The sequence below is a fragment of the Mycolicibacterium rhodesiae genome (assembly GCF_002086695.1).
In the GTDB taxonomy this organism is placed as follows: domain Bacteria; phylum Actinomycetota; class Actinomycetes; order Mycobacteriales; family Mycobacteriaceae; genus Mycobacterium; species Mycobacterium rhodesiae.
This window is the reverse complement of record NZ_MVIH01000003.1, coordinates 403,066-420,140: the sequence shown is the minus strand read 5'-3', so window position 1 is coordinate 420,140 and position 17,075 is coordinate 403,066. Positions and strand designations below refer to the sequence as shown.

Below are 17,075 nucleotides of genomic sequence, written 5' to 3'. Positions count from 1 at the left end.
CGGCTCACCCTGTCCACCGCTGACTAGAAGCGATATACCGAGAGCGTCAATATGCGCGACGTCGGGGGCCGTTATGGGCAGCAAGCCAACAGCATGGTGGACACGGACGGTCGCGGCGGTAGCTGGCCTAGGCGTCGCAGCCTTCACCAGTCACGGTGTCGCGCAGGCTGATCCGTCCGAAAGCTCGGCGAGCCCGGGCTCGTCGAAGTCGACCACAGCCAAGTCCGCGCGACAAAGCTCCACGCGGCAGCACACCGCCGCCAAAACTGCCCACGGCGCTGAGGTCACCACCCCACCCACGACCAAGCTGCGGGTGACTCCCCCGCGCCTGACGGCCAACCGCCGGATTTCGTGGCCGCCGAGGCCGGCGCCGGGCTCCGTTGACGCACCCCCGCCCCCGATCGGCGCAGGCGGGACCCAGCCGCCCCCGCCGGACGCGGTGGTCGAAGCCGTGGTCGTCGGGATACCGCTCGTCGTCACCCGCATCGCGAACGTCGTGGCGACCAGTGTCGCCGGCTACCTGCAAGCACTCGCCAACTCGAATCCGACAACTCCCCCGAGCCTGTGGGTGTTGGCAGCGTATGTGCGGCGCGAGATCGGCGACACCATCGAGAGCACGTTCTTCAACGGGACGCCGAAAGCTGCGCCAATTCAGTTGGCGCAGGGGCCGTCCGGTGTCATCGGCACCCTCAACGTCACCGATCCCAACCGTGACCGGCTGTCCTACGGGCTTGTGGCCCAACCGCAGCACGGCACCGTCACGCTGAACGCCGACGGCACGTTCCTCTACAAGCCGAACGCCGACTTCGGCGCCACCGGCGGAACCGACACGTTCGCCGTGGTGGTCAGCGACAACACCACCCTGCACTTCCATCTGGCCGGCGGAACCGGCGCCACCGTCGTTCCGGTCTCGGTGACCGTCGCACCCGGTGGTTACGGCACGATCGGTGTAGGCCGGGCACCGCAGGCCGTCGCCGCCAGCCGCGACGGCAAACAGGTATATGTCACCAGCAGTGAGGACAACACAGTCGCCGTCTACGACGTCACCACCAGGTCGGTGATCACCACCATCGAGGTCGGGGATCTCCCGTCGGCGTTGGCGGTCACCGACTCGTCGGTGTACGTCAGTTCCGCGCTCGGCGGCAGCGTCGCGGTGATCGACCGGGCGACCAATACCGTCGCGGCGACTATCGCCGTCGGCGACAACCCGACAGCACTTGCGTTGAACAGCAACAAGACTCGGCTGTACGTGGCCAACTCTGGCGACGGGTCGGTCTCGATCATCGATGTCGCCTCCGGCGCGGTGCTCAATACCGTCAACGTCGGCTCGGCCCCGACGGCACTGGCCGTCGCGCCCGATGGCACCAAGGTCTATGTCGCCGTCAACGGGCCGAGCACCAATGACGGCGCCGTCGCAGTCCTCAACACCCAGACCAATACGGTCACAGCCAACTACTCGGTGGGTGGCATTCCGGGAGCCGTCGTCGTTACCCCGGACGGCAAGCAACTCTACGTCGCGACGCTCGGCGCCATCTGGGCGCTCGACGCCAGCACCGGAGCCGCCACCGGCGTCGTTCCCACGGTGCACAGCTTCGACGCATTGACCCTCAGCGGCGACGGCACCCGCCTGTATGCCGCCGCCGCGGACGCGTCGACATTGGCGACCATCGACACCCGCACCAACAAGGTGCTGGACAGCGTCGCGATCAACGACCTCGGGGGCGCGCTGGCCCTCAGCGGCGACGACACCAAGCTGTACATCCCCAACCTGCTCGGCGGCACGGTCACCTACCTGGCTCTCACGCCGGGCAGCCAGACTCCGGCGGTGCTCGATGACGAACGCACTCTCACCCTGCTGAACGTCCAGCTCTACAACCTCACCGACCAACCGGTGTTCGTCTCCCACATTCAGGTCGCGTCCGACGAGGGCAGTCTGCACCTGTCCGGGCCGTCTCTCGGTACCACGATCCCCGTTGGGGGTTCGGTGACGGTGCTGGGCTACATCGGCCAGGACTACAGCCCCTTGGGCGCCAGCTACTTCGACGTTGGTTACACGTTGACCTCGCAGGACGCCAACTTCAACCACCTGGTGTCCATCCGCGCCGAGATGCTCGGAGCCACTCAGCGGGTACTTCCCGACGTCTCCTGCAAGATCGGCAACTGCATCGTGGACATCACCGCGGTGTCGAGCTCGCCGTTGACGCCTTGGGGCATAGCCGCGTACGTCCTCAACCCGTCGGGTAGCTCGGTGCAGGTGCCTGCCTCGAACGCCCAGCAGCAAGCCGACATCCTCAACGCGTACTGCGGTGAAAGTGGCGGGCCGCCAATGAGTTGCGCGTTCACGCCCACCAGCCAGATCGAAACGACGACTGGCCCACACCCGGTCGGGCATTCGGTCACCAACAACACCTCGTCGCCGTTGACGAACAAGATCTACATCTCGGATGCGGTGGCGCAAAGCGACAGTGTCACAATCACCACCAAGGTTGGCTGGAAGATCAGTGAGATCCTCAATGCCGAGATCACGGCGGCCTACGGGCACACGTGGACCACCACGCACACTTTCACCGACGAACTCGATGTCACCATCCAGCCCGGGCAGACGATGCAGGTCTATGGCACGACACCGATATTCCGGGTGTACGGCGACTTCACCGTCTCGGTGGGCGACACCACCTTCATCCTCAAGGACGTGTACTTCGACAGCCCGAACCCCGACGGCAGCGGCAACTATCGCGCCGAGATCGTGCCGCCGCCTGTCCAACGGACAGTAAATCGCGGGATGTCGGTCGATATCACGCAATAGCCCCCGCGCGGTACTACACTCTGGCAGTTCGGGGAGTCCACCCGGCCACTGCGGTCGTGGAGGCGCGCCCGGAGAATCGGGGTGTACGGCCGTGCGAAAAGCTCTGACTTTCATGACATTCGGGATCGTCATCGCGACAGGATCCGCCAGCCTGATTTCGGCCACACCCGCCTCGGCCGACTGCACGAATGCCGGCGCGGCCACCGTCTGCGCGCAAGGCGAAGTCCGCGGCGGCGGTCCCACCGCACCGATTGCCGGACCGGCGTACCCCGGCTACTGCGCAGACCCGTGGTACTGCGACGACGCCTGGGGCATCGACATCGACCTCAACCCCCGACCGAATCCACCGTCTCCGCCGATCCGGCCGGGTCGACCGGGAATCGGTCCGCGCTAATCTGTCCATCCCTCATCGTTAGGAGCAGTCGAATGTTGGTCCGCAACTTGATCAGCGCCGGCATCATCTCAGGCGCAATGCTGATCGGCAGCGCGGCAACCGCCGCTGCCGACGTACCGAACTGTACGGCGGGCGACCTCACCCAGGTCCTGTCCGGAGTCAACGCGGGCATGTCGGTGTACCTGTTCACCCACCCTGACGTGAATGCCTTCTTCACCGGGCTCAAGGGCAAGTCGCGCGACGAGATGCGTACAGCCGTCGCCGATTACCTGCAGGCGAATCCTGAAGTGCGCGACCAGATCAAGGCCGTGCGGCAGCCGGCCGCGGACTTCCGCGCCCGCTGCGACGCACCGATGCCCGACGACATGGGGCCGATGGGCTGAGCCCGTCGGGGTTGGCACGGTTGGTGTCCGCCTCTGAGCGACAAGACGGCTGGCGCTGCGCTGCGAGATTGATCTGACGCAGCAGTGCACTCGCACTTCGTCTGCGTGACGTCAATTTCGACGGCGACCGCGCGCGCCGAATCCGTTGTCGCTCAGAGGCGGGCACCAACCCTATGCCCTACTCCTGAGTCGCGAGGCCGCTAGCGCTTACCCCGCGCACTTCCTGCGGATGCCTTCTTCTTGCCACTGTCGCCGGTCTTCGCCGCCGGAGCCTTGCTGCTCGAGCCGCCGGTCGCCTGCGCCCCGCCGATGCGGAAGTTGTTGATCGCGACACCGGGACCCGTCTTGGTGACAGTTGCACCGTTGTTGAAGATCGTGCCTGCGAAGGCAAGCGGACCCGGTCCCGCGGTCACGGTGTTGGTGCCACCCGCAAAGTTGAACCCGGCCGTGAGGTTGCCGCCGGCGCCGCCCGAGGACACCTGGTTGTTGCTGCCCAACGAATTGAACGTCAGGTTGTAGTTGCTGCCGGCGCCACCAGCGGACAGCGTGTTGTTGTTCCCGATGATGTTCACCACCGAGTTGTTGTACCCGGTCGTCGACGTGAGCGTATTGCCGTTGCCACCGAGGAAGTTAGTGGCCGAGCTGTAGATGCCTCCCGCAACGGTCACGGCATTGTTGGTGCCGAACCAGTTCTGTGCGGTGCTTCCATAGGCGCCGCCCGCCACTGTCACGGTATTGCCGCCGCCGAACAGGTTTCGGACCGCGTTCGCGTAGCCGCCGGTGATCGTGACGGTGTTGCCATCGCCGAGAATGTTGCGGGCCCAGTTCCCGTAGCCGCCCGTTGTGGTGACGGTGTTATTGCTGCCGAGCAGATTGCTCGCGGTGTTTACCAGGCTGCCACTGGTGGCAACGGTGTTGTTGTTGCCGAGGAGGTTGGTGGCCCAGTTGAAGATGCCGCCCTCGGCCGTGACGCTGGTATTGCTGCCAAAGAAATTCGTGGTCAAGTTGAGCAGCGAGCTCGTCGCTGCATCACCGGCCTCGATGACGTTGTCGTGGCCGCCCCAGTTCGTGGCGATGTTGAGCAGGCCGTGCGAGACCACCTTCATGCTGTCCGGATTGTTCGCGGTCCCCCGGCCGAACAGATTGAGGGCGATGTTGCCGGCTGCACCCGGACCGCCGGCGATGACGCTACTGCTGTCGGTAGGCGCACCGAGTGCCGAGACATTCAGCGCAATGTTGAACCCGGGGTTGGTCAACAGGCCCGAACCCTGGGTGGTGGCGGAGCCATTCGGACCCAGCTGCGCGGCGATGCCGAAGAGTCCATTCGCGGTGGCGACCGATCCGTTCCCGGCAGCCGTGGCGAAGGTGAAGGCATCGCCGGTGGTCGCGGCGGAATTGGTGCCGAGGGCGAAGGCGCCGCCGAACAGTCCGCTGGCATGCGCGGTCGCGCCGCTGCCGACCGCGATCGCGATGCTCAGCGGTGTGCTGGAGCAGTCGGCGCTGTTCCCGAGACCGAAGAACGATGCGCAGCTCGCGTTGGCCTTGGGGGCTGACCCCAGCGCGGCGCCGGCGAGTAATGCGCTGGCAGCGGCGCCTGCGGCGAGCACACCGGTCACGGTGTAACGAGTCTTTGCGGTACTGATCATGACAATTCCCCGATCAAGCCAAGAGCGCCGTTGGCGGATTTGCTATACGACAGCAATGAGTATGGCGCAACCGCCCGTGTTTGCGCCCGATTCTCGATCAGGCAATCTGCAGCGTCACGAAATACGAGCTGCCACTCGGGACCGAGGACGCCGCCGACAGACCCCCGGTCAGGCCGAGGAGGTTCGCCGCCCCGAAGCTGAACACCAACGCCAGCGCCGCGCCGATACCGGCCAGCTGACCCACCGCGTAGGCAACCGGGTTGTCGCCGAGCAGCGCACCGAAGCCCTGCCCCAGCGACTGCCCGAGCGCGATCTGCAACGCCGGGCTGTCCACGACCCGGGAAATCACCGTCTGCACCACATCGGCCGGCGGCGTGCCGCCGAGGAGATCCCCGGCCAGGTCACCGATCAAGCCCTGCGCGGCCGGGTTGGACACGAAGGCCTGGACCGTCGCCTTCGCGACCTGACTCACCACCGGATCGAGGACCGTGTTGTTCAGCGGGGTCGAGTCGATCAGCTGATTGACCACACCTTGCGCGACCGTGCTGATCACGTCCCGAACGGCCGGCGCCTTGAGCACCGACTGCAAAGCGTCCGGCACGGTGGCGTTGAATGCCGCGACCAACGCCGGGTCGGAAGCCAGCTGCTGCACACCGCCTTCCAGCACGTCGACGGGCGAAACCCCGGACAGTAGCGCCGCCACGATCTGCTCGGCGGCAGAAGACAACGTCGCCGCCACCCCGTCCTGGGCGAGGAAGCTGGTGATCACCGAGCCGGCCGTCGCACCGAGTTGCGCCGCCGACTTCGGATCGGCAAGGGCCTCAGCCAGTGTCGGGCCGTACGTCGGCCCGAACAACTCAGAGACGACAGCGCGGAAGCCTTCGTCGGCGGCCAAGCTGACCACCAAAGACTTCGCCGTCGACGCCAGCGCGGCGACCACATCGGCGTTGGTGACCAGCGAGGACACTACGTCACCCGCGGCGGGAGCCAGCGCCGACAGGAACGCCGAATTGCCTTCCAGCCCTTGCCACGCGACATCCAGCGCATCGATCCAGTTGTCACCCGCCAGCAGGGCGGTGCCGAAGTGCGTGATGTAGTCGGCCAGCGCGGCGGGGACGCCCGGCGCGGACAAGATGTCGGTGACAGCCGAACCGGCCACCGCGGCAACACCATTGATCGCCTTGGTGTTGCTCAGCAAGCCCTGGACGGCCGCGCCCAGCGCGTTGCCGACGGCAGTCGCGGTGGCGTCGCCGCCCAGCGCGGAGGTCACCCAGCCGTCGACGGCAGTGCCGAGCCACGCCGGGATGACCGCACCGCTGGTCAGATCGATCACTGCACCAGACACCCCCGAAGCCAGCGCAGCCTGGACGGCCGGGGTGCTCAGGAAGGTCGCGATCTCGTCGGAGGAGTTGGCGACCACTGCCTTGAGGTAATTCGCAAGCGGCGCAATGTCGTTGGTCGCCAGACCGGCCGCGATCGCGGTGGCTTGCGCGGTGTCCGGCTGCACGGCGGTGGCGAGCACGTCCAGCGCGGCCTGGACGCCGGTGTTGCCGAGCACGGTGCGAGCGAAGCTGACCGCCGCATTGCCGACGACGGTGCCGACCGGTGACGGCACACCGAGGTACGTGTTCAGTGCCGTCGAGATCTTCGTCGAAACGAACTGCATGATCGCGTTATTCGCGAGAAGCTGATTCACCTCGGCGCTGACCTTGCCGTTGGCGAGCAGGTCCTGGATTCCGTTGGCCACGATCGGCGCCAAGTCGCCGGCGATCGGGCTCCAACCCGGGAAATGCGAGTCGATGAAGTTGCGCACCGCGGTGCCGAGCGCGCTGCCCGCGGTCGCTCCCGCGGGCGGCGGGGTGCTTCCTGTGACGGCGGCAGTGGGCACCGAAGCGGCTGCTGCAGAAGCGGTTCCACCGGTGACGACCGAGCGTGCCGAGCGGGCGGTCCCGTCCCGGCGAGTCGCCGCCAGCACCGCAAACGACAGCGGCTCGGTGGCAGGCGCCGAGGGATCGCCGCTGCCGCTGACCCGATCCAGCGGCCGACGACTCGCCACGGAGATCGATGCGGCCGGCTTAACCGCGGCCGCAGGCGTCGACGCCGACGTCTTCGGGGCACGCGGACCCGCCTTCGCCGCGGTCCGCGGGGCGGCCTTGCCTGCCGACGACGTGGTCTTGCCCGAGTCCCCCGCCCCGCTGTCCGCGCCGGCCACCGCCGGCAACGCGACGATCAGCCCGCCGACACCGAGAGCCACCGCCAACGCTCCAACCCGACCGACGTAGCGACTCTGCTGTCCCAGACCCATGGCATGAACCCCCGATGTTGACGAAAAAGCTGATTTGCTAGGGGTATAGCACACGCCGTGGGTGACGTGAGTGTGTACGCGTAAACGCACTTATGCGAATTGTTCATTGCCTACGCTGACCGCGCTATTTCCCCTAAAATCCAGCTCGTGGGGGCCAACTATCATGCCTTGATGGACGTCGCTCTCCGCAACAACGTCACCCGTCTCGGTGACGTCACCGGGCCGACGCTCCTATTGGCCCATGGCTTCGGCTGCGATCAGCACCTGTGGCACCCGGTGGCGTCCCGGCTGCAGGACCGCTTCGACATCGTCCTGTTCGACCACGTCGGCTCGGGCAACGCCGACCCCGCCGCGTGGGATCCGGCCAAATATGCCTCGTTGCAGGGCTACGCCGACGACGTGGTCGAGATTGCCGAAGCGCTTGACCTGTACGACGTGACACTCGTCGGGCACTCGGTGGCCGCGATGATCGGCGCCCTTGCGGTATCCACCGCACCGGCCCGATTCAGCAAGCTCGCGATGATCACCCCGTCGCCGCGCTACATCGACGACGACGGCTACCGCGGCGGATTCAGCCGCGCCGACATCGACGAGCTCCTCGAATCGCTGGAAAGTAACTACCTCGGCTGGTCGCAGTCGATGGCCCCGGCGATCATGGGCAACCCGGACCGCCCCGAGCTCGCGGCGGATCTCACCGCGACGTTCTGCCGCACCAACCCCGCCGCCGCGAAAGTGTTCGCCCGCGCCACATTCCTCTCCGACAACCGGGCCGACCTCGCCAACATCCCGGTCCCTACGCTGATCATCGACTGCCGCCAGGATGTCATCGCCCCGCCCGAAGTGGGCGCCTACGTCCGCGATCACATCCCCGACGCCCAGCTCGTCACGCTCGACGCGACCGGCCACTGCCCGCACGTCAGCGCGCCCGAGGCCACTGCAGAGGCCCTTGCGGAATTCGCCTCCCCATGATCGACACCGAGGATCTGTGGCAGCACGCGCCAAGCGGTCAGCTGGCGGCGACCACGGACGGCCGTATCGTCGAGGCCAACGCCACACTGGCGTCCTGGCTCGGGACAACGCCGGATGCGTTGCGCGGCAAGCCGATCACCGATCTGCTCACCGCCGGTGGGCGCATCCACTTCGAAACCCACTTCGCCCCGCTGCTGCAGATGAGCGGCCAGCTCGACGGCATCAGCGTGGAGTTGCGGGCCGCGGACGGCTCACGGCGATCCGTCTTCCTGACCGCCAACGTCAAGCGCGGGGACGACGGGCGGCCGGAGCTACTTCGGGTGGACATCCAGGATGCCCGGGAACGCAGGTCGTACGAACGGGAGCTGCTCGTCGAGCGTCAACGCGCCGAATCCGCGCAAGCCAGGGCCGAGTCGTTGGCCGAGACGCTGCGGCGATCGCTGTTGCCGCCGTCACTGTCGGTGCCCCAGGGGCTCACCGCCGCCGCCCACTACCATGCATCGGTGCAAGACATCGGCGGCGACTTCTACGACCTTTTCCCGTTGTCCCACAACGTGTCTGGCTTCTTCCTCGGTGATGTGTGCGGGAAGGGCCCGGCGGCCGCGGCGATCACGTCGTTGACCCGCTACACGCTGCGCACAGCTGCCGTCGTCGACCCTGAACCCATCACCGTGCTGCACCGATTGAACACCGTGCTGGGCCAGGAGTACCGCGATGGCCAAACGCGGTTCTGCACAGTGATTTTCGGGACTCTCACCCAGAAGGACGAGGGGTTCGAGGTGCGGCTGGCCAGCGGTGGCCATCCGCCGCCGCTGCTGATGGAACACTCCGGCGAGGTCGGCTATCTGGATTTCACCGGCGGTATGGCAGTCGGTTTGACCGTCCGGCCGAGGTTCGTCGACGCCACGCTGCGACTCACGCCGGGCGACACCCTGCTGCTCTACAGCGACGGGCTGACCGAGGCGCGGGTCGGCGACGGCACCCGCCGATACGACGACGACGGCGCCCTGCGACGATTCGTCACGGCCCTGGGCCCGGTAGGCGCTGACGAGTTGATCGTCGAAATCCGGCAATTGCTGGACTCTTTCGGATCCGGCATCGAGGACGACACAGCCGTGCTGGCGGTGGGTGTCCCTGAGTGATGGGAGAACCATGACGACGAGCTTCGTGGTGCAACGCAATGATCTGCGCACCACTCACTGGGACGAGTCACCCGCGGCAAGCCTGGACGATGGCGATGTGCGTCTGCGGATCGACGCCTTCGCCCTGACGTCGAACAACATCACCTACGCGGCCCTCGGCGACGTGATGAACTACTGGCAGTTCTATCCGACCGGCGAATCGGATACCGGCCACGTCCCGGTATGGGGTTTCGCAACCGTCGTAGAATCACGCTGTCCCGGAGTGGAAGTCGACGAGCGCTTCTACGGTTACTGGCCGATCGCCGACGAGGTGGTGCTGCGGGCCACCGATGTGCACCCCGGTGGTTTCGCCGAGGGTTCCGAGCATCGCCGCGCCCTGCACGCGGTCTACAACCAGTACATCCGGTGCAGCGCCGACCCCGGCTATCGCGCCGACCGCGAGGCACAGCAGGCACTGCTACGTCCGCTGTTCGCCACGTCGTTCCTCATCGACGACTTCCTGGCCGACAACGCATTCTTCGGCGCCACGACGGTGATCCTGTCCAGCGCATCCAGCAAGACTGCGTACGGCACCGCGTTCTGCCTCGCACAGCGCGGCGGGGATGTCACCGTCGTCGGGCTGACGTCACCGGCGAACGCCGAATTCACCCGCTCCCTTGGCTGTTACGACGACGTCCTCTGCTACGACGACGCGGGCACCCTTCCCGAGGTCGCATCGGTGTACGTCGACATGAGCGGCGACACCGCGGTACGCGGGGCCGTTCACCGCAGACTTGGCGATCTGCTGGCCTACAGCTGCGCAGTGGGCGCCACACATTGGGATGCGATGGGAGGCGGCGGTGACCTACCCGGCCCGCCGCCGCAGTTGTTCTTCGCGCCCGAACAAGCCCGTAAGCGCGCGGCGGAGTGGGGCACGGACGGACTGCAGGAGCGGTTGGCATCGGCGTGGACGGCATTCCTTGCTCGCATCGACGACGCGGAGCAGCCGTGGATGAAGGTGGTGAGGTCAGAAGGTCGCGATGCCGTCGAGCAGTGTTATCTGGCGCTGCTGAACGGGACCGTTCCGGCGAACGAGGGGCACATCCTGTCGGTGTGAGCAGGGCCGCCGTGACTACGCCGGTCCGTTCGTGTCGACGAGTTGGTCAGCGGCGTAAGCACTCTTGCCGCGTCCCAGCCTTTTCGCCTGGTACATCGCATGATCCGCGTCCCGCAGGATGGCGGCCGCGGTGTTGTCGTCGCGTTCGTTGATCGGGGCGATTCCGATGCTGGCAGTCATGCGCAGGGTGGCGTCGTTGATGCGGACCGGCTCGGCCAACGCAGCGTGCATTCGCTCGCTGAGTCCGTCCAGCGCCTCGGGGGTGGTCGGACCGAACAGCAACGCGACGAACTCGTCGCCGCCAAGTCGGGCGACCACATCCCCGGCTCGTACCGAACGCGCAAGGCGTTGCGCCGCGGTCTGAAGCATCGTGTCGCCGGCGTCGTGCCCCAACGAGTCGTTGATGACTTTCAAGTTGTCGATATCGAGAAACAGCACGGCGGACAACGCATCACGGCCGTCTCGGGTGAGGGCGTCAGTGATCCGGGCGAGCACATACGCCCGATTCGGCAGACCGGTCAGGTCGTCGTGGGTCGCCTGATGGGCCAGCCGCTCGCTTGCAGTGCGCTCGGAGGAGATTTCGGCAATCTGGCGCGCGTGAACATACGTCGCGAGGAATGCCGCACAGCACAGGTATACGTACACGACGACGAGGAACCACGCCGTCGGCCAGCCGATTCTCTGGTGTATCGACGAGTCGGCGATCAGCGTCCCCACGAATGCAACCACGCTCAGCGACAACACGATTGCCGCGCGCTGCCAGGACAGCTCGACGATCACCATCAGCGGAAGCAGCCCGATCAGCAGCAGCGGAACATACCCGCCCTCGGTCAGCAGGTGGAAACCCGCCAGCGCCACGATGTCGGTGGCGGCGGTCGCGATGCGCCAGCGTGGTCCGCTGATCCGCTTGCCGACTGGTGATACCGCCAGAACGGCCGCACCGATCGCGGCGAGCGCATAGGCCGCGATCCAGATGCACTCCGCGATCCAGTCGCCCGGCGATGTGCCGACGATCATCGCGCCGACCATGATCAGCACGACACCGAGCCGCAGTACCGCTTGGCGGGCGCGGCCGAGGGCGATCAGATCCATCGCGGTTCAGCTACCACGACGGAGCGGGACAAACCGACCTGTATTACGCACTCGTCAATAATTTCACACATTCAGCGAAGAACCACGACAGGCGACTCGTTGATCACCCTTCCGCGGTGGCTGCGCCGGCCAGCTTCATCAGCGCTCGGTGACACATGTCCCGAGTCTCGCGGCGGGGCTGCTTTCCGTGCCGCACGTCGTAGTACGCCGCGGTCAGCATCGACCACGTCGCGCCGACCATGAACATCGGGGTGAACTGGGTGTCGACTGTGCCATCGCGGTGGCCGCGCTGGATGACCGCGATCAAGCCCTGGTCGGCCTCGCAGTCGAAGTCGTCGAGGTCGTAGTCCGCCGTCGCGCGCATCCACCACCCCAAGCTGTCGAGGCGCTCAAGCATCTCGTCGACGATTCGCAGATATGCCGCCAACCCGGTGCCCTCCGCAGTCCGGGCTGCCCGGACTGCGTCCTCGTACTGCGCCTCGACGAACGACTCGATGCCCTCGGTCAACGCCGCGCGATCGGCAAAGTAGCGGTTGAGGGTGCTCCGGGCGACGCCGGCGGTCGCGGCGATCTCGCTCATCGAGGCAGCCGCGTTCTCGGTGAGCACGTCTATGGCCGCTGCCAGCAGGGCCGCCCGCGTGCGGTCCCTGACCCGCGGCGGCATATCGGTAGACGCCATGCGCCCATCGTGCCCGATGAACCCAAAATGGGACGGATTTGACTAAAATAGGACACACTGTCCTAATAATTGGATGGCTGCACTTCTCGACGTCGACCCGACCACACCGGCGCAACCGACCAAGTTGTCCGTGTTGTGGGGGTTCGCCCGACCCCATAAGGGCCGCCTGGCCTTCGCCTTCGTGCTGGGCCTGGGTGTCTCGGCAGCCGAACTCGCGACGCCGCTCGTCACCCGGTGGGTGCTGGACTCGATCGGCAGCACGGGTAGCCGCTTCGTCGGCCCGATCCTGTTGCTGGCCGGCCTGATCGTCGTGGGCACCGTCCTGAGCTGGCAGCAGTGGGTGATGCTCGGCAGCCTGGCCGAGGACGTGGTCTACGACGCCCGCCAGGGCATGGTCCGGCGATTCCTGCGAGCGCGCCTGATCCCTCTCCAGGTACGGCCCAACGGCGAACTGGTGACCCGGGTGACCAGCGATACGGTGCTGCTGCGCGAGGCGGCGTCCTCGAGTGCGGTCGGGCTGGTCAACGGCACCATCACCGTCGTCGGCACTTTGGTGCTGATGGTCTACCTCAATCCCCTGCTCGCAGCCGTCACCATCGGCGCCATCGTCGTGATCGCGGTCATCTTCGGGGCACTGATGCCGGCCATCGGGCAGGCTCAGGAAGACGCTCAGAGTTCACTGGGCGCACTCGGCGGGCTGTTGGAGACGACGTTGCGCGCCATCAAGACCGTCAAAGTCGCCGCCGCCGAAGACCGGCAATCGCGCGCCTTGCTTTCGCTCGCCGAAGAGTCGAGGGGGCACAGCTTGCGCGCCGTTCGCCGCGAGGCGTTGGTGTGGAGTGTGACCTTCTCCGGCATCCAGGCCGCGACCTTGGTCATCGTGTGCGGTGGCGCGTATCTGGTGTCGATCGGACAACTCAGCATGTCGACGCTCGTGGCGTTCCTGTTGTATGCGGTGGGATTGCTCGGCCCCACAATGGAATTGAGCACGCACCTCACCACGCTGCAGGCGGGTATTGCGGCGGCGGGTCGCATCCGTGACGTGCAGGCGCTGACCCCGGAGCGATCCGCTGACACGCTGGCGCAGGTTGACCCATCCGATGCCGACGCCCCCGCACTTACCGTCGAGCGAGTCAGCGCACGTTATCGCCGAGGCGGACCTACGGTGCTGCACGGCGTCGATTTCACGGTGCCCCGGCGTGGTCACACGGCGATCGTCGGGCCCTCCGGGGCCGGCAAGACAACGCTGTTCGCCTTGATCCTCAAGTTCATCGAGCCCGACGCCGGGCGCCTGCTGATGGCCGGCCAGCCGTACTCGGACTTGGGTATCACCGGCGTCCGCGCGCGCCTCGGCTACGTGGAGCAGGACAGTCCGCTACTACCCGGCACCCTGCGCGAGAACCTCGTCTTCGCCAATCAATCAGCCACACAGCGCAATATCGACGACGTTCTGCGCCGGCTCCAGCTCGTCGACTTCGTCGAGGGACTCGAACTGGGGCTCGACACCGATGTCGCGTCGGTGACCATGTCGGGTGGGCAGCGGCAACGAGTGGCGCTCGCGCGGGCGTTGCTCGGTGAGCCCGACGTGCTGCTCCTCGACGAAGTCACGGCTCAAATAGACGGGCTCTCAGAGGCGGCGGTTCACGACGTCATCCGGCACCAGGCGAGGCAACGCGCGGTCATCACCATCGCGCACCGGCTCTCGACCGTCATCGACGCCGACACGATCCTCGTCATGGATCGCGGGCGAATCGTCGACCGCGGGAGCCACGACGAACTGATCGGCCGCTGCGAGTTGTATCGACGTCTGGTCGACGCGCTGCGCCTCGACTCCGGCAGATAGCTCATCCCAGAATCAGGACCACACCATGACAGTTGACTCAACGACCATCGAATCTCCGCCGCGGGAGCAGACTCCCCTGGCAAAAGTGCTGTCCGCCAACGACATTTACGGCGGAGTGATCGGTACGGTGTTCGCCAGTGCCACGCTCGCGGCAATACCCATCGGCCCATCACCGGGCTACTCAGCGGTGTGGGTGGCCGCCAGCGTCGCCATCGCGGCACTCACCCGGAGTTACGGACAGCACGTCTCCACCCACCAGGCCGGCACCACGACGAGCTTCGTCAAGGACCTCAGATCGTTCATGCTGACCGGCATCCCCATGGTCCTCGCGTCGATCCCCACCCTGATTGTCCTGTGGGTGGCCCATCTCACCGGATGGCGGGACGACGTGATCGGAGTGGGCGGATCGCTCGCGGTCGGCTACACCTCTTTCGCGCTGATGATGAACGCGGGCCTGCTCTTCGGCTGGGGTGTGGTGGCCGGCCGGATAAGCGGCTACTCCCGCTGGGGTTCGTGTGTGGTCGGACTGGCCAACACCGGTCTCGGGGTGGCGGTGATCATCGTCAACCTGATGATCAAGTGAGCGTCGGTTGAGTAAGGCATCTGCAACACACGACACCTCAGATTGAGGCTCCGGGACTCTTTTCTCGGGACCTTCAGCACTACTTGCCGCTTCGGAGTTTCGCGAGGCTTCACCGTGCTGGCGTTGCGCGCGGAGGTCGAGCGTGATTGGTGAGAAGGACATGGCGCGGGCGCTGGCTGAAGCGTTGCGCGCCGACGCGGTGGAGCCGTACTTTCAGCCGATCGTCGCCCTGGATGACGGGCGGATCCTGGGCCTGGAAGTCCTTGCCCGCTGGGAACATCCCGAGTGGGGGCGCGTCAGCCCCGCGCGTTTCATTCCGGTCGCGGATCGCTTCGGGCTGCTTGACCAACTGCTGGACACCCTGTTGCGACGAGCCTTCGCCGCCGCGCAGCAATGGCCGCCGTCCATATTTCTCGGGTTCAATGTGTCGCCCGCCCAACTGCATGACCCCGACCTCCCGCGCCGCATCGCGGCAGCCGCGCAGGATCTGTCCTTCCCCCTTGGCCGCGTCCATATCGAAGTCACCGAGGCCGGGGTCATTCACGATCTGGCCCAGTCGAAACGCACTCTCGAGCAACTGGTCAACCTGGGCTGCATGATCGCGATGGACGATTTCGGGACGGGCTATTCCAGCTTGACCTGGCTGAGCGCGTTGCCGTTCTCCAAGCTCAAGATCGACACCAGCTTCGTCACTGCGATGACCGAGCACCGCCAGAGCCGCAAGATCGTCGCCGCGGTGATCAGCCTGGGACACAGTTTGGGACTGGCCGTGGTCGCCGAAGGGGTGGAGAACTCCAGCCAAGCCGACATGCTGCGCGAGATGGGCGGACGACTCGCCCAGGGGTATCTGTTCGGTCGTCCCACCTCGGCGGAGCAGGTCCTGCAGCTGTGGGGCGAGGATGCCGCCCCACGCACCGCCTCCGCCTCCGCGTCGCTGGCCCTCGAGCTCGAACGCGTCGCCCGTGAGCATCGGGACTTGACCAACCCCGATGCACCGGCGACCGCGTTCATGGACGTGGCCGGTTCGGTCGTCGCCTGCAACCGTGCGTTCGAGCAGCTGCTGGCTGTGGACAGCGCAGCTCGTGCCGCGATCGGCCATCACATCTGGGAACTCATGGCGATCACTCCCGAAGCGTTCGCCGAGGTTCGCGCTACCGACCTACTCGGTCAGCCATTCCCCGCGATCGAAACCACCACCCCCGCAGGCTCGCCCGCCGGAGCTCTCCTCCGTTCGGTGCGAGACGACACGGGCGAACTGCTGGGCTATCAGCTGACAGTCGACGATTCCCCCGGTCGACTCACCCCCGACACACTGGGGAGCCCCTGAGCACGATTTCGATGGGCCTGAACACATTCAGGCCCGGTGGAAAACCGGGCCTGAAATTGGTGGCAGGTACAGGATTCGAACCTGTGTAGGCTTCCGCCGACGGATTTACAGTCCGCTCCCATTGGCCGCTCGGGCAACCTGCCTGGGTGCGCCGCGCCGGGGATCCGGTTTGGTGCGACTAGCAGGGTACAACGATCATGTACCTCAGATACAAACCGGCCGATCAACCGAAGGGACGAGTCCAATGGCGGATTCATCGTTCGACATCGTGAGCAAGGTCGACCGCCAAGAGGTCGACAACGCACTGAACCAGGCGGCCAAAGAGCTGAGCACCCGGTTCGACTTCCGCGGCACCGACACCACGATCGCCTGGAAGGGCGACGAGGTCATCGAACTCGTCAGCTCCACCGAGGAGCGGGTGAAAGCCGCCGTCGACGTCTTCAAGGAGAAGCTGATCCGTCGCGACATCTCCATGAAGGCCTTCGACGCCGGCGAACCGCAGGCCAGCGGAAAGACCTACAAAGTGTCGGGCACCCTCAAGCAGGGCATCGACCAGGAGCACGCCAAGAAGATCAACAAGCTGATCCGCGACGAAGGCCCCAAAGGGGTGAAGTCCCAGGTCCAGGGCGACGAGATCCGGGTCAGCTCCAAGAAGCGTGACGACCTGCAGGCCGTCATCGCCCTGCTCAAAGGTGCCGAACTCGACGTGGCCCTGCAGTTCGTCAACTACCGGTAGACAAAGAGCCCTCGCTCAACCAACCGGTCAGTGCCTAGTGTGGTGAGCATCACCACCCACGCGAAGCGAGGACC

General features: G+C 66.1%; 14 protein-coding genes and 1 tRNA gene. 10 read left to right on the top strand and 5 right to left on the bottom strand.

The genetic code is table 11. The features are described from left to right. Positions 1 to 313: 313 nt before the first annotated feature. The 3 genes from BST42_RS09335 (at position 314) to BST42_RS09325 (ending at position 3,583) form a co-directional block, all read left to right on the top strand. Positions 314 to 2,806: a cadherin-like domain-containing protein gene (locus tag BST42_RS09335; RefSeq protein ID WP_165760818.1), complete on the top strand. Its 2,493-nt coding sequence runs from the start codon at positions 314 to 316 to the stop codon at positions 2,804 to 2,806. Between the two features lie 112 nt (positions 2,807 to 2,918). Further along, positions 2,919 to 3,200 (top strand): hypothetical protein, encoded by a 282-nt coding sequence (locus BST42_RS09330; RefSeq protein WP_083118274.1) that lies wholly within the window; start codon positions 2,919 to 2,921, stop codon positions 3,198 to 3,200. A gap of 32 nt (positions 3,201 to 3,232) precedes the next feature. Beyond that, the gene (locus tag BST42_RS09325; protein ID WP_083118273.1) at positions 3,233 to 3,583 is read left to right on the top strand and encodes a heme-binding protein; all 351 of its coding nucleotides are present in this window, start codon (positions 3,233 to 3,235) and stop codon (positions 3,581 to 3,583) included. A gap of 200 nt (positions 3,584 to 3,783) precedes the next feature. Here BST42_RS09325 and BST42_RS09320 read toward each other — a convergent pair whose 3' ends face one another. Beyond that, a complete protein-coding gene (locus BST42_RS09320; RefSeq protein WP_083118272.1) occupies positions 3,784 to 5,229 on the bottom strand; it encodes a beta strand repeat-containing protein in 1,446 nt (481 codons plus the stop codon). 97 nt (positions 5,230 to 5,326) lie between these two features. Next, positions 5,327 to 7,534 (bottom strand): hypothetical protein, encoded by a 2,208-nt coding sequence (locus BST42_RS09315; RefSeq protein ID WP_083118271.1) that lies wholly within the window; start codon positions 7,532 to 7,534, stop codon positions 5,327 to 5,329. A gap of 171 nt (positions 7,535 to 7,705) precedes the next feature. On the opposite strand from BST42_RS09315, the gene BST42_RS09310 reads away from it, so the two are divergent. The 3 genes from BST42_RS09310 to BST42_RS09300 are packed head-to-tail and all read left to right on the top strand — an operon-like array spanning position 7,706 to position 10,741. Next, positions 7,706 to 8,503 carry an alpha/beta fold hydrolase gene (locus tag BST42_RS09310; protein WP_083118399.1) on the top strand — a complete coding sequence of 266 codons (798 nt, stop codon included), beginning with the start codon at positions 7,706 to 7,708 and terminating at the stop codon, positions 8,501 to 8,503. Then, a complete protein-coding gene (locus BST42_RS09305; protein ID WP_083118270.1) occupies positions 8,500 to 9,645 on the top strand; it encodes a PP2C family protein-serine/threonine phosphatase in 1,146 nt (381 codons plus the stop codon). The genes BST42_RS09310 and BST42_RS09305 overlap by 4 nt, the downstream gene beginning before the upstream one ends. A 10-nt stretch (positions 9,646 to 9,655) precedes the next feature. Beyond that, positions 9,656 to 10,741, top strand: coding sequence for a DUF2855 family protein (locus BST42_RS09300; RefSeq protein WP_165760817.1), 1,086 nt, complete (start codon positions 9,656 to 9,658; stop codon positions 10,739 to 10,741). Positions 10,742 to 10,756: 15 nt separating this feature from the next. Here the strand turns inward: BST42_RS09300 and BST42_RS09295 are convergent, their stop codons facing one another. Together BST42_RS09295 and BST42_RS09290 are read right to left on the bottom strand one after the other, a co-directional pair. Then, positions 10,757 to 11,833 (bottom strand): GGDEF domain-containing protein, encoded by a 1,077-nt coding sequence (locus BST42_RS09295; protein ID WP_083118269.1) that lies wholly within the window; start codon positions 11,831 to 11,833, stop codon positions 10,757 to 10,759. Positions 11,834 to 11,936: 103 nt separating this feature from the next. After that, positions 11,937 to 12,512: a TetR/AcrR family transcriptional regulator gene (locus BST42_RS09290; RefSeq protein WP_083118268.1), complete on the bottom strand. Its 576-nt coding sequence runs from the start codon at positions 12,510 to 12,512 to the stop codon at positions 11,937 to 11,939. A 73-nt stretch (positions 12,513 to 12,585) separates the two neighbouring features. Here BST42_RS09290 and BST42_RS09285 point away from each other — a divergent pair, with 73 nt between their 5' ends. The 3 genes from BST42_RS09285 to BST42_RS09275 all read left to right on the top strand — a co-directional run bounded on the left by BST42_RS09285 (position 12,586) and on the right by BST42_RS09275 (position 16,265). Next, positions 12,586 to 14,355 carry an ABC transporter ATP-binding protein gene (locus tag BST42_RS09285; protein ID WP_083118267.1) on the top strand — a complete coding sequence of 590 codons (1,770 nt, stop codon included), beginning with the start codon at positions 12,586 to 12,588 and terminating at the stop codon, positions 14,353 to 14,355. Positions 14,356 to 14,380: 25 nt separating this feature from the next. Beyond that, on the top strand, positions 14,381 to 14,938 hold the full coding sequence (locus BST42_RS09280; protein WP_133057438.1) for a hypothetical protein: 558 nt from the start codon (positions 14,381 to 14,383) through the stop codon (positions 14,936 to 14,938). A 142-nt stretch (positions 14,939 to 15,080) separates the two neighbouring features. Beyond that, positions 15,081 to 16,265 (top strand): sensor domain-containing phosphodiesterase, encoded by a 1,185-nt coding sequence (locus BST42_RS09275; protein ID WP_133057437.1) that lies wholly within the window; start codon positions 15,081 to 15,083, stop codon positions 16,263 to 16,265. A 57-nt stretch (positions 16,266 to 16,322) separates the two neighbouring features. Here the strand turns inward: BST42_RS09275 and BST42_RS09270 are convergent. Further along, positions 16,323 to 16,408 (bottom strand) — tRNA-Tyr (locus BST42_RS09270). A gap of 101 nt (positions 16,409 to 16,509) precedes the next feature. Here BST42_RS09270 and BST42_RS09265 point away from each other — a divergent pair. Further along, positions 16,510 to 17,001: a YajQ family cyclic di-GMP-binding protein gene (locus BST42_RS09265; RefSeq protein WP_083118264.1), complete on the top strand. Its 492-nt coding sequence runs from the start codon at positions 16,510 to 16,512 to the stop codon at positions 16,999 to 17,001. The last annotated feature ends 74 nt before the right edge of the window (positions 17,002 to 17,075 follow it).